The organism is Streptomyces mesophilus (assembly GCF_011044995.1).
GTDB classification, from domain to species: Bacteria; Actinomycetota; Actinomycetes; order Streptomycetales; family Streptomycetaceae; genus Streptomyces; species Streptomyces mesophilus.
Genome location: NZ_JAAKZW010000231.1, coordinates 1 through 12,684 on the forward strand (window position 1 = coordinate 1; position 12,684 = coordinate 12,684).

Here is a 12,684-nt window from a genome sequence, read left to right on the forward strand (position 1 = left end):
CGCCCCGCCCCCGGGCCCCACGGAGCTGGAGGAGCCCGCGGCTCCGGCCCCCTTCGACGCCAGCCCCTTCGCACGGGAACGGCATGTGTGGCTGGGGCTGCACGCGGCCGCGACCCGGAGTCTCGGACAGGGTTCGATGATCGTCTTCAGCTGAGTCGCGTGAGCGGCGTATGTGTCACGCGAGCTGCGTATGAGTCACGCGAGCGGCGTACCCTGTTTGCGTGGATACGCAAGGAACGCACCCCGATGTGAGCCGAGCCGTGGCCGTCCTGAAGGCGGTCGCCGATCCGACCAGGTTCACCATCCTGTGGGATCTCTCGCAGGGTGAGCGCCCGGTCGGTCAGCTCGCCGAGCTGACCGGGGCCCACGTGGCCGCCGTCTCCCAGCACCTGGCGCGGCTGCGTACCGCGGGCCTCGTCACCTCACGGCGCGAGGGCACCCGTATCTACTACCGGGCCGCGGGCGACCACGTCCGCGCCCTGCTCGAGGACGCCTTCCTCACCGCGCGGGCCACCGCCGACGAGACCGGCGCCCAGGGCCCCGAGGCACAGGCGCCCGCGCGGACCCGTACCGCGGAAGCAGCCGCCGAAGCCCCCGCGCGCGCCCGTAAAGCCGCAGTCCGCAAGGGATCGGGGGCACCCCGCCCGGCGACGGGCGCGTAAGGTGACCGCGCACCCATAGCGTCACCCAGGGGAGGGAAGCCCACGATGCGCGGCACCGGCAGCTCTGCGGTCACCCGCAGCACGCTGCGCCAGCAGATCGCGGACGCGCTGCGTGACGAGGTGCTCGCGGGGCGTCTCGCTCCGGGCCAGGAGTTCACCGTCAAGGAGATCGCCGAGCAGTACGGGGTCTCCGCGACGCCCGTGCGCGAGGCGCTCGTCGACCTCTCCGCCCAGGGACTCCTCGACAGCGCACAGCACCGTGGCTTCAAGGTCCACGAGTACTCGGTGGCCGACTACCAGGGCATGGTCGAGGCGCGCGCCCTGGTCGCCGAGGCCATCTTCCGCGGGATCGCCGAGCGCGGGATCACCAAGCCCGCGGACGACTTCCTCTCGGTGCGCCGGCGCGCCGAGGAGTCGGCCCGGGCCGCCACCAGCGGCGACCTCAATGTGCTCATCGGCTACGACCTGCGTTTCTGGCGCGAGCTGAGCTCGCTGTTCGGCAACGCGTATCTGACCGACTTCCTGCACCGCCTTCGCGTGCAGGCCTGGGTCTTCGCCGTACCGCTGCTGCGCGCGGCCGGTCCCCTCGGGGGCCGCCTGTGGAACGGGCACACCGAGCTGGTGGACGCGGTCGGCCGACGCGACGCGCGGGCCGCGTACGAGATCATCACCGCGTACAACCGGCACTCCCTCGACCTCGTCGACAAGCTGGTGGGGTGAGCCCCGTTGGCCCTTGAGCTGACGGTCGTCGTCCCCGCCTACAACGAACAGGAGCGGCTGCGGCCCACCCTGGACGCGATCACCGCCCACCTCGGCGACAGCCGCGGCTGGGAACTGATCGTCGTCGACGACGGTTCGAGCGACGACACCCGCCGCATAGCCCTCGAAGCGTCGATAGCCGAGCCGCGGATCCGCGTCCTGCCCGGCGACACCAACCACGGCAAGGGCCACGCCCTGCGCCGCGGCGTGGCCGCCTCGCGCGGCGAGCGCGTCCTGGTCACGGACGCCGACCTCGCCGCCCCGATCAGCGAGATCGACCGCCTCGACAAGGCGCTCGCCGACGGCCACGCCGCCGCGATCGGCTCCCGTGCCGCCGCCGGCGCCCGGATCGACAAGCACCAGCATCCGCTGCGCGAGACCCTCGGCCGCGCCGGCAATCTCCTGATCCGGCTGCTCGCGGTGCCCGGCATCCGCGACACCCAGTGCGGCTTCAAGCTCTTCGACGGCGAGCACGCCCGCGCCGCCTTCGCCGCGTCCCGGCTGGACGGCTGGGCGATCGACGTCGAGGTGCTGCAGTTCTTCCGACGTCATCATCTGCCCGTGGCGGAGGTCCCGGTGCGCTGGTCCCACCAGGACGGCTCGAAGGTACGCGCCCGCGACTACCTCTCCACGCTGCGCGAGCTCACCGTGCTCAAGGCCCGGTCCCTTGACCGCGGTTCGCTCGCGGTCCTCGGGCTCTTCGTCCTCGCGTCCTTCCTGCTGTACAAGAACCGCTGGACGGATCCGGACGGCCGCTATCTGCCGGACGCGCTGCAGGACCAGAACCAATGGGAGTGGTTCTTCGACGTCACCGCGCACAACGTCCTGAACCTCCAGAACCCGCTGTTCACCGATCTCCAGGGCTTCCCCGACGGTGTGAACCTGATGGCGAACACGGTGATGCTGGGGCTCTCCGTCCCCTTCACGCCCGTCACGGCGCTCTTCGGCCCGGCGCTCTCGCTCCAGCTGGTGATGACGCTCGGCCTCGCCGCGACCGCGTACGCCTGGTACTGGCTGATCCGGCGTCATGTCGTGAGCGCCCATGTCCCGGCCGCGATCGGCGGGGCGCTCGCGGCCTTCGCACCCCCGATGATCAGCCATGCGCACGCGCATCCCAACTTCATCGTGCTCTTCATGATCCCGCTGATCATCGACCGCGCCCTGCGCCTGGTCGACGGAGAGCACGTCGTACGGGACGGGGTCGTGCTCGGCCTGTTCGCCGCGTACCAGATCTTCCTCGGCGAGGAGCCGCTGCTGCTCGCCGTGATGGGGCTGCTGCTGTTCGCGGCGGGCTATTCGCTCGTACGCAGGGATGTCTTCGCGGCCGCCTGGCGACCGGTCCTGCGGGGTCTGGGCATCGCGGCGGCGGTCTCCGTCCCGCTGGTCGCGGTCCCGCTGTGGTGGCAGTTCTTCGGGCCGCAGAGCTACTCGGGCGTGATGCACGCGCCGAACACCGCCAACAGCCCGCTCGCCCTGGTCTCCTTCGCGGAGCGCTCCCTTGCCGGCGACCGTGAGAACTCCCAGTCCCTGGCGATGAACATCACCGAGCAGAACGCCTTCTACGGCTGGCCGCTCGCCGCGCTCGCGGTGGGCATCGTTGTCCGCCTGTGGGAGCGTCCGCTCGTCAAGGCGCTCACCTTCACGGCGGCGGGCGCGGCCCTGCTTTCGATGGGCCCGCGCTTCGAGCTCCCCGGCACGGCGATCACCGTCACGGGGCCTTGGCGGGCGCTCGCCAACCAGCCGCTGCTCTCCGCGGTGATCGAGTCCCGTATCGCGATGATCTGCGCCCCGGTCCTCGGCATGCTGATCGCGCTGGCCCTGACCCGGCTGCGCACGGCACGCGCCGCCCACCGGAGTTGGGGATACGCGGCGGTCGCGGCGGCCCTGATCCCGATCGTCCCGCTTCCGCTGAAGGCCGTGGACCGGGTCCCGGTACCCGCCTTCCTCGCGGACGGTACGTACCGCTCGTACGTCGGCCCCGGCGAGACCCTCGTCCCGGTCCCGCTGCCGGACCCGGGGGTCGCCGAGCCGCTGCACTGGCAGACGGCCGCCGACCTCGGCTTCAAGCTCCCCGGCGGCTACTTCAACGGGCCCTGGGGCCCGGAGCGCCAGGGCATCTACGGAGCGGTGCCCCGGCACACCTCCAACCTGCTCGCCGAGGTGCGCGGCAGCGGTGAGGTCCCCGCACTCGGCGAGGCCTGGCAGGCCCAGGCCCGCGAGGATCTCGCGTACTGGAAGGCGGGCGCGCTGGTCCTGGCCCCGCAGCACCATCAGGACGCGCTGCGGGAGACGGTGGTCCGGCTGCTCGGCGGGCAGCAGCCGGAGTTCGTGGGCGGGGTGTGGGTCTGGGATCTAAAGCCCTCGGACCGGTCCGGCTAGCTCGCCGGTACCGCCTTGCGCTGCTCGCAGCGCTCCTCGGACTCCGGGATCCCGTCGCCCGCAAGGACGTTGTGGTGCGGCACGGCCGCCACCTTCCCGTCCGCCACTCCCATCGACAGGCACCGCGGGCCGAACGGCACGCTCAGGTCGAGCGTGAACTGGATCGCTCCGGCCGCGGACTTGGGCGCCACGACGCGCTCGGCCGGGTAGCCCAGGTCCTTCAGAACGGCGGAGACATCGTCCGGCGTCAGGCTCGCGCGGGACGTCAGCGCCTTCGTGACGCGCGCGGTGTGCCCGTCGAAGACACAGGTCTCCACCTTCTCGATGTCCTTCTCCCCCTGCTCCGGTCCGCCCTCCTGCGGCGGTCCGAAGTCCTCGGGGTCCGGCGAGGCGCTGCCCTGACCGTCCGGCAGCGGCACCGGCTCCTGCGGCGGCTCCTCGGTGGCCGGGGCATCCGCCGGCGGCGCGGCCGTCTCATCCTCCGGCACCTCGTCCAGGCCGCCGAGCAGCTCCGCCGGATCCTGGCCGCCGCAGTCCGTCTCGATCTTGCGCAGGGCCTCGGGGAGCGTGAAGGCCTCCTTCACCTCGTCCAGCGAGCCGGGCGCGGGAGCGGAAGCCTTGGGCTTCGAGGCCGCGTCCGCACGTACATCCGTACGTGCCCCATCCGCACTCTGCGAACCGCACGCCGCGAGCGTCAGTGCGCTCATCGCGGTGATGACCAGGACAGGAAGTCTTCTCATGTCCGTCAGTCTGGTTTCGGCCGGCGAGCGCGGGATGAGTACGGATACTCACCCCGCGCGGACCTGCCTACTCAACCCCGGGCTCCACCCTCAACTGCGCGTCCTCGTCCAGCCGGTACTCCTCGCTGTCCGCGTTGTACGCGTAGAGCTCCGCATAGCGCCCCCAGTCGGTGGCCGTCTCCAGCTGACGGTCGATCTGCTCGCTCGTGTAGTGGTGCGCGAGCAGATCGCGGAAGAAGCCCGCGCGCTGGACGCCCTCGGCCGAGCGCAGGAGCGTCGAGGTGATGAGGTGGACCAGCGGGGCGGCTTCGAGGGCCGCTTCCGCGAACAGCTTCTTCGAGGCCTGGACGTCCGCGCGCGCGAAGGCCGCGCCCGTGCCGGTCAGCCGCAGCTCGCCGCCCTCCACCTCGGCGAGGCCGAGCAGTTCGAGGGCGTCGACCTGGGGCAGCATGTCGTCGACCTCCAGGCCCAAGTCATCGGCCAGATCGGCGAGTTCACTCGCGCCGCCCTCGTACTGGGCGACGATCTCCGCGAGTCCGGAGAGGCCGTCCACGGACGCCGCCGGCAGCGGGGTCGAGGCCGGGGTGCGGCGGGCGGGGGCCGGTTCGGTGAGCTTCGGGCCGTCCTTCGTACGGCCGGTCATCACCTGGTAGACGGCGTCCACGATCTGCTCGAACTCGGCGGACTGCCGGTCGCGCGGGCGTACCAGGGAGACGTCGAAGGTCTCGCGGATCGTGCCGTACGGACGCGAGCCCAGCACCACCACACGGTCGGCCATCAGGACGGCCTCCTCGATGTTGTGCGTCACGAGCACGACGGCCTTCGTGGGGAACTGGCCCGACTCCCACAGCTCCATCAGCTCACCGCGCAGGTTCTCGGCGGTCAGGACGTCGAGGGCGGAGAAGGGCTCGTCCATCATCAGGACGTCCGGTTCGACGACCAGCGCCCGTGCGAAGCCCACGCGCTGGCGCATCCCGCCCGAGAGCTCCTTCGGGTACGCGGACTCGAAGCCGTCGAGACCGATCAGGTCGATGGCCTGGACGGCGGCCTCGGCGCGCTCCTTCGGCCCGACTCCCTTGGCCTCGAGGCCGAGTTCGACGTTCTGCTGGACGGTGAGCCAGGGCAGCAGCGCGAAGGTCTGGAAGACCATCGCCGTACCGGGGTTGGCGCCGTGCAGCTCTTCCCCCCGGTACGTGACCGATCCGGAGCTCGCCGGGATCAGACCGGCGAGGCAGCGCAGGAGCGTGGACTTGCCGGATCCTGACTTGCCGAGCAGGGCGACGATCTCGCCCTCGTGGATCTCCAGGTCGATCCCGCCGAGCACGGGCAGTTCGCCGTCGGCGCCGGCGTAGGACTTGGTGACGTTGTTCGCGGCGAGCAGTACCTCGCCGGTGCGGCGGGTGGGGGTTGCGGTGGTCATGGCCCCTCCTCGGGGTCGTATCAGAAGTCGGAAAAGAGGGGTCAGAGGCTGTAGCGGTTCTCCGCCAGGCGGTAAAGGCGGCGCCAGAACAGGCGGTTGAGGCCCACGACGTAGAGGCTCATCACGGCGACGCCGGCGAGCAGCCGCGGGAAGTCGCCTTCCTCGGTGGCCTTGAAGATGTACGCGCCCAGGCCGGTGGCGGTCAGCGTCGTACCGCTGAAGGTGACCACCTCGGCGACGATCGAGGCGTTCCAGGCACCGCCCGACGCGGTGATGCCGCCGGTGACGTACGAGGGGAAGACGCCCGGGATGATCAGGCGCTTCCAGCGCTGCCAGCCCTGGACGCCGAGGTCGTCCATCGCCTCCTTGAGGTCGGAGGGGATGGCCATGGCGCCGGCGATGGTGTTGAAGAGGATGTACCACTGGGCGCCGAGCGCCATCAGGAAGATGCAGCCGATGTTGATGTCGAGGCCGGTGCGCAGGAAGAACCACATGGCCAGCGGGAAGAGGAAGTTGGCCGGGAAGCTGGCCAGGACCTGCACGATCGGCTGGGCGATCTTCGCGAGCCTCGGCGAGAAGCCGATCTTCACGCCGACCGGCACCCAGATCACCGTCGCGACCGCGACCAGGACCACGACCCGCAGGAGGGTGACGAGGCCGAGGACGAGCGGTTCGCCGAAGACCCCGAGTCCGGTGTTGTCGTGCAGATAGCGCAGGAGGTCGAAGAGGCCCCAGGCGATCAGGGCGGTGGCGATGACGCCGAAGACGATGTCGCCGACGCGCCTTTTCGCCGGGTCGACGCTGAGCGGACGGTCGTCGCGGCCGAAGATCCGGCCGGCGCGGTTCACGGCCTCGCGGACGGGGGCGAGGAATCGGCCGAGGAGTGCGGGCCAGTGCGAGCGGCGCAGGAAGTCCAGGACGAGGGAGCGCTGGACGTGGGTGGCCTCGGACTGCTCGTTCTTGAACTTCTCGGCCCAGGCGGTCAGCGGGCGCCAGAACAGGAAGTTCACGCCGATCACCATCACGGCCATGGTGAGGATGGCCCAGCCCACCTTGCCGAGGTCGCCGTCGCCGATCGCGGCGCCCGCGTACGAACCGACGCCGGGCAGCGTGTAGTTGTGGTTGGCGACGGAGATGGCCTCGGAGGCGACGAGGAAGAACCAGCCGCCGGCGAAGCTCATCATCCCGTTCCAGATGAGGTCGATCGCGCCGGAGGGCAGCTCGATCCGCCAGAAGCGCATCCAGCGCGTGAAGCCGAACGACCGTGACACCTCGTCGAGTTCACGCGGCAGGCTGGTGAGCGAGGCGTAGAACCCGAAGGTCATGTTCCAGGCCTGCGAGGTGAAGATCGCGAAGATGGAGGCCAGTTCGAGGCCGAGCATCGAACCGGGGAAGAGCGCGATGAAGCCGGTGGTGGTGATGGCGAGGAAGCCGAGGACGGGTACGGACTGAAGGATGTCGAGCGCGGGGATGAGGATGCGCTCGAGGCGCCGGCTGCGGGCCGCGGCGTACGCGTAGACGAAGGTGAAGAGCACCGAGGCGCCGAGCGCGACGAACATCCGCAGGAGGCTGCGGGCCGCGTAGTACGGCAGCTGCGAGGGGTCGGTGTCGACACCGGAGACGTCGGCCGGGTCGACGTTGACGGTCGTGCCCTTGCCGACCTGGAGGATCAGATAGCCGAGGACGAGCACGCCGGCGGCGACCGCGAAGTCGACCCAGGTCAGACCCCGGCGAGGCGTGCGGCTGGTGATGGTGGTCATGGTGGTACCCCCTGTGGGACCGCTGCGGAGCCGGGCGCGTGCGCGCAGGGTTCAGCGGACCACGGGTCGGGATGAATGCGGAGAAATCGCCACGGGGAAGCGGCGGGGGCCACCCTTGCAGAGGACAGGGGTGGTTCAGCGGACGCCGTGGAGGCGGTACGTACTGTGCGCGTCGTCGTCGCTCACGGGACCGCCTCCTCTCTCCTGCATCACGGGGTACGGGGATGCCTGGGCGGGTGTCGCCCAGGGCTCTCGACCTCCCGCAGAATGACAGATACTTGCGCGTTTATGCAAATAGAACACCGGGGCGCCCGTGCGGGGGCGCCCCGGTGTCCGCAAAGCTCGTCCTCGAAACTCGCCGCGACTCAGCCGGTCACGTACTCGTCGGCCACCGACAGCGCCACGTCCAGCGCCGCCAGGCCCTCCTTGGCCTCCGCCTCGGTGATCGTGCAGGCCGGGACCACGTGCGTACGGTTCATGTTCACGAAGGGCCACAGGCCCTCCTTCTTGCACGCGGCCGCGAACGCGCCCATGGGCGCGGCGTCCTGACCACTCGCGTTGTACGGCACGAGCGGCTCGCGCGTCGCCTTGTCCCGTACGAGCTCGAGGGCCCAGAAGACGCCGAGACCGCGCACCTCGCCGACCGACGGGTGGCGGGCGGCGAGCTCGTGCAGGGCCGGGCCGATCACGTCCGCGCCGATCTTCGCGGCGTGCTCGACGATGCCCTCCTCCTCCATCACGTTGATGGTCGCGACGGCGGCGGCGCACGCGAGCGGGTGGCCGGAGTAGGTGAGCCCGCCCGGGTACGCCTTGCGCGCGAAGGTCTCCGCGATGGCCCCGTTGATGGCGACGCCGCCCAGCGGCACGTATCCGGACGTGACGCCCTTGGCGAAGGTCAGCAGGTCGGGGGCGACGTCGAAGTGGTCGGCGGCGAACCACTTGCCGGTGCGGCCGAATCCGGACATGACCTCGTCGAAGATCAGCACGATGCCGTACCGGTCGCAGATCTCCCGTACGCCGGGGAGATAGCCCGGCGGCGGCACCATGATCCCGGCCGTGCCCGGCACGGTCTCCAGGATGATCGCGGCGATGGACCCCGGGCCCTCGAAGGCGATGGTGTCCTCGAGGTGCTGGAGCGCGCGGGCGCACTCCTGCTCCTCGGTCTCGGCGTGGAACGGCGAGCGGTACAGGAACGGCGCCCAGAAGTGCACCACACCCGCCGAGCCCGTGTCGGAGGCCCAACGCCGGGGATCCCCGGTGAGGTTGATCCCGGTGGCGGTGGCGCCGTGGTACGAGCGGTAGGCGCTCATGATCTTCGGGCGGCCGGTGTGGATCCGGGCCATGCGGGCGGCGTGCTCGACGGCCTCGGCGCCGGCGTTGGTGAAGAAGATCTTGTCGAGGTCGCCGGGGGTGCGCTCGGCGATCAGCCGTGCGGCCTCGCTGCGCGCCTCCACCGCGAAGGCGGGCGCGAACGTGGCCATCGTCGCGGCCTGCTCCTGGATCGCGGCGACGACCTTCGGGTGCTGGTAGCCGACGTTGGTGTAGACGAGCGCGCTGGTGAAGTCGAGGTACCGGTTGCCCTCGTAGTCCCAGAAGTGCACGCCCTCGGCTCCGGCCACGGCGAGCGGGTCGATGAGTTCCTGGGCGGACCAGGAGTGGAACACATGCGCGCGGTCGGCGGCCTTGACGGCCCGGCCTTTCGCGAGGTCAGCAGCTTCGTGAGGGGTCATGGGGGCGAGGGTAAGTGTCCGCGATACGGACATTCCATCGGCGTCCTGTCCGGGGTCCGGGTGTCGGCCTCGACAGGGCGTCGAGGCCCTGCGGTCGTACGGGAGCCCGCCGAGGCTGTACGGCCTCACGGAAGCCTGCCGGGGCCGTACGGCCTCACGGGAATCTATTGACAGCTTGCTGTCAATGCGACAAGATACTGTCAAGTGGACGGCAGCGAGCCGCCACCACCGGGAGGCCGAGATGACCCGCAAGCCCGTGCACATCGCCGTCTACGACACCTTCGCCGACTGGGAGACGGGGTACGCGACCACCGGTCTCGTACGCGTCGGATACGAGACGCGGACCGTGGGACCGGACCTGGAGCCCGTCACCACCCTGGGCGGGCTGCGCGTCACGCCCGATCTGGCCCTCGACGACCTGCGGCCCGAGGACAGTTCACTGCTGATCCTGACCGGCGCCGACCTCTGGGACTCCGGCGACGATCTCGCGCCCTTCGCCCGCAAGGCGCGGGAGTTCCTCGACGCCGGCGTGCCCGTCGCCGCCATCTGCGGCGCGACCGCCGGGCTCGCCCGCGAAGGACTGCTCGACGACCGCGCGCACACCAGCGCCATCTCCTTCTATCTGGCCGCGACCGAGTACAAGGGCGGCGAACGGTACGTCGAGACGGACGCGGTGACCGACGGCGTGCTCGTCACCGCGGGTCCGACCGAGCCGGTCGCCTTCGCGCGCGAGGTGTTCGCGCTGCTCAAGGTGTACGAGGGTGAGGTGCTCGACGCCTGGTACCGGCTGTTCCACGACTCGGACGCCTCCGCGTACGAGATCCTCGAAGCCGCCGAACAGGCCGCCGAACAGGCGGCGGGAGAGGCGACGGGTCAGGCACCGGAGCAGGCGGGCCGGGAGTGAGCCGCGCCGAACAGGACCTGCTCAGCCGGACCGCACTCGGCGTCTTCCGGCTGAACGGTCAATTCCTCGCCGTCAGCGACAAGTTGGCCGCCCCCGCGGGTCTGACCGCCGCGTGGTGGCAGGTCCTGGGAGCCGTACTGCACGAGCCGCTCCCCGTGGCGGGGATCGCCCGCACCATGGGCATCACCCGGCAGAGCGTGCAGCGGATCGCGGACCTTCTCGTCGACAGGGGCCTCGCCGCGTACGAGCCGAACCCCGCCCACCGCCGCGCGAAGCTGCTCGCACCCACTCCCGAGGGACGGGAGGCCATCACCCAACTGGAGCCGGGCCACGCCGAGTTGGCACAGAAACTCGCCCGCGAGCTGGGCCCGGAGGCCTTCGCGGAGACGGTCGCGGTACTCGACCGGCTGTCCCAAGCGTTGGAAAGGATTGCGGAGCAGTAACGGCGGCGTACCGGTGCGGATCAGCCGGTGATCACGTCGACCTGGCACCGGATGCCGGAGGCGCGGGCCAGACGACCGTCCGTTGTCTTCAAGGCGCAGCCGTGGATTTCGGCCGCGGCGACGTAAGCGGCGTCATACGTGGTCAGGTTGGAGCGCAGCTCCCACACCCTGGGCAGCAGCACGCGCGTACGGGGCACCACTGGATCGAACGCCGCAAGGGCCGCCACCGCCCGCTCCGCCTGGGCCACCGTGATCTTCCCGCCGAGCAGATTCCCGCGGACCACCGAGGCGACCTCGATCGTCCAGTGCTCCGGGGCGATCCAGCGGCTGTCCGCCTTGAGTTCGGCACGGCACGCCTGCCCCAGCGGGCCTTCGTCGAGCAGCGCGAACGCGAAGACCGACGCGTCCACGACGATCACTCACCCACCCCCGGCGGTACGCCCAGCCCGGCATCTCGCTCCGCCCGAGCCTCCCGCAGAGCACCGAGCACGTCGTCGACGTCCAGGCGCGCACCGGAGCCCGCCCGGGAGAACCGCTCCAGGACCGCGAGGTTGTCGCGGCGCCGCGCCTCGTCGGTGACCACGTCGTAGAGGTACGCCTGGAGCGACTGCCCGCGCTCGGCCGCTATGGCGGCGAGCCGGTCCCGTACATCCTCGGGTACATCACGAATCTGCAGAGCAACCATGCATGCAGCATCGCATGCAGTGGTCACGCATGCAAGGTCGCATGCAGAGCCCCACTGGCCCCAAGCCGGGCCCCGAGGCCTTCGCCGAGACCGTCGCCGTGCTCGACCGCTTGTCCCAAGCGTGGGAAACGGTTGCAGTCCAGTAGCAGAAGCCTCAACTCCCCCGCACTATCCTCGACATGTCGGGCCAGTACGGGGGAGGGCGGCGGCCATGGAGTCACTCGGGGCGGGCGATCCGCAGCGGATCGGTGCGTATCGGATCCTCGGCCGGCTCGGCGCCGGCGGGATGGGGCAGGTGTATCTGGCCCGGTCCGAGCGGGGGCGCACCGTCGCGGTCAAGCTGGTGCGGCAGGAGCTGGCCGAACAGGAGGAGTTCCGGGCGCGGTTCCGCCAGGAGGTGCAGGCCGCCCAGCGGGTCGGCGGCCAGTGGACCGCACCCGTGCTCGACGCGGACACGGAGGCCGCGATCCCCTGGGTCGCCACCGGCTATGTGGCCGGTCCCTCGCTGCAACAGGTCGTGGCCGTCGAGCACGGTCCGCTGCCCGAGCGGTCGGTGCGCGTGCTCGCCACCGGACTCGCGTACGCGCTGAAGGACATCCATGCCGCCGGGCTGATCCACCGCGACCTCAAGCCGTCGAACGTCCTGGTGACGATCGACGGCCCCCGCGTCATCGACTTCGGCATCGCCCGCGCCCTGGAGACGGTCACCGACGGCGGGCTCACCCGGACCGGCGCGCTGATCGGGTCGCCCGGGTTCATGGCGCCCGAGCAGGTGCGCGGCGACCGGATCACGCCCGCGTGCGATGTGTTCTGCCTCGGCTCGGTGCTCGCGTACGCGGCGACCGGGGTGCTGCCGTTCGGCGGCGAGAACAGCGGGGTGCACGCGCTGATGTTCCGTATCGCGCAGGAGGAGCCCGACCTCTCCGAACTCCCGGAGTCCCTGCACGACTTGATCGCCGCGTGTCTGCGCAAGGACCCGGCGTCCCGGCCCACGCTCGACCAGGTGCTCGAGCAGGCCGGCGCCGAGGACACGGTGAGCGGCGGTCGCACGCTCGAGCCGTGGCTGCCGGGGATTCTGGTGGCTCAACTGGGGCGGCACGCGGTGGAGTTGCTGGACTCGGAGGATCCGGAAGGGCCCGGAGGGCCCGGCCCGGGTGGTGAGCCCGCGGCCCTTGCCGAGTCCACACCGGTCACCCCCGCCC

At 70.9% G+C, this 12,684-nt stretch carries 12 protein-coding genes; 6 read left to right on the forward strand and 6 right to left on the reverse strand.

Going from position 1 to position 12,684, the window contains the following annotated elements; all coding sequences use genetic code 11:
- Nucleotides 1–221: 221 nt before the first annotated feature.
- The 3 genes from G6045_RS33795 to G6045_RS33805 are packed head-to-tail and all read left to right on the forward strand — an operon-like array spanning nucleotide 222 to nucleotide 3,800.
- Entirely contained in the window at nucleotides 222–662 is a 441-nt protein-coding gene (locus G6045_RS33795) for an ArsR/SmtB family transcription factor (protein WP_165336010.1), read from the forward strand.
- Between the two features lie 45 nt (nucleotides 663–707).
- Nucleotides 708–1,382, forward strand: coding sequence for a GntR family transcriptional regulator (locus G6045_RS33800; protein ID WP_165336011.1), 675 nt, complete (start codon nucleotides 708–710; stop codon nucleotides 1,380–1,382).
- Nucleotides 1,383–1,388: 6 nt separating this feature from the next.
- The gene (locus tag G6045_RS33805) at nucleotides 1,389–3,800 is read left to right on the forward strand and encodes a dolichyl-phosphate beta-glucosyltransferase (RefSeq protein ID WP_165336012.1); all 2,412 of its coding nucleotides are present in this window, start codon (nucleotides 1,389–1,391) and stop codon (nucleotides 3,798–3,800) included.
- Here the strand turns inward: G6045_RS33805 and G6045_RS33810 are convergent.
- The 4 genes from G6045_RS33810 to G6045_RS33825 all read right to left on the reverse strand — a co-directional run bounded on the left by G6045_RS33810 (nucleotide 3,797) and on the right by G6045_RS33825 (nucleotide 9,450).
- Nucleotides 3,797–4,540 (reverse strand): DcrB/PsbP domain-containing protein, encoded by a 744-nt coding sequence (locus G6045_RS33810; RefSeq protein WP_165336013.1) that lies wholly within the window; start codon nucleotides 4,538–4,540, stop codon nucleotides 3,797–3,799. The genes G6045_RS33805 and G6045_RS33810 overlap by 4 nt on opposite strands.
- A 67-nt stretch (nucleotides 4,541–4,607) precedes the next feature.
- Nucleotides 4,608–5,960, reverse strand: a complete 1,353-nt coding sequence (locus G6045_RS33815; protein WP_165336014.1) for an ABC transporter ATP-binding protein — start codon at nucleotides 5,958–5,960, stop codon at nucleotides 4,608–4,610.
- Nucleotides 5,961–6,001: 41 nt separating this feature from the next.
- A complete protein-coding gene (locus G6045_RS33820) occupies nucleotides 6,002–7,720 on the reverse strand; it encodes an ABC transporter permease (RefSeq protein WP_165336015.1) in 1,719 nt (572 codons plus the stop codon).
- Nucleotides 7,721–8,085: 365 nt separating this feature from the next.
- The gene (locus G6045_RS33825) at nucleotides 8,086–9,450 is read right to left on the reverse strand and encodes an aspartate aminotransferase family protein (RefSeq protein WP_165336016.1); all 1,365 of its coding nucleotides are present in this window, start codon (nucleotides 9,448–9,450) and stop codon (nucleotides 8,086–8,088) included.
- A 241-nt stretch (nucleotides 9,451–9,691) separates the two neighbouring features.
- On the opposite strand from G6045_RS33825, the gene G6045_RS33830 reads away from it, so the two are divergent.
- Nucleotides 9,692–10,354 carry a type 1 glutamine amidotransferase family protein gene (locus tag G6045_RS33830; protein WP_165336017.1) on the forward strand — a complete coding sequence of 221 codons (663 nt, stop codon included), beginning with the start codon at nucleotides 9,692–9,694 and terminating at the stop codon, nucleotides 10,352–10,354.
- A complete protein-coding gene (locus tag G6045_RS33835; RefSeq protein WP_165336018.1) occupies nucleotides 10,351–10,797 on the forward strand; it encodes a MarR family winged helix-turn-helix transcriptional regulator in 447 nt (148 codons plus the stop codon). Before G6045_RS33830 ends, G6045_RS33835 begins: the two co-directional genes overlap by 4 nt.
- 20 nt (nucleotides 10,798–10,817) lie before the next feature.
- On the opposite strand, the gene G6045_RS33840 is transcribed toward G6045_RS33835, so the two are convergent.
- Together G6045_RS33840 and G6045_RS33845 are read right to left on the reverse strand one after the other, a co-directional pair.
- Nucleotides 10,818–11,216, reverse strand: a complete 399-nt coding sequence (locus G6045_RS33840) for a type II toxin-antitoxin system VapC family toxin (RefSeq protein ID WP_165336019.1) — start codon at nucleotides 11,214–11,216, stop codon at nucleotides 10,818–10,820.
- Nucleotides 11,213–11,482 carry a FitA-like ribbon-helix-helix domain-containing protein gene (locus tag G6045_RS33845; RefSeq protein WP_165336020.1) on the reverse strand — a complete coding sequence of 90 codons (270 nt, stop codon included), beginning with the start codon at nucleotides 11,480–11,482 and terminating at the stop codon, nucleotides 11,213–11,215. Before G6045_RS33845 ends, G6045_RS33840 begins: the two co-directional genes overlap by 4 nt.
- 211 nt (nucleotides 11,483–11,693) lie before the next feature.
- Here G6045_RS33845 and G6045_RS33850 point away from each other — a divergent pair.
- On the forward strand, nucleotides 11,694–12,684 hold a 991-nt coding region (locus G6045_RS33850), incomplete at its 3' end, for a serine/threonine-protein kinase (RefSeq protein ID WP_165336021.1).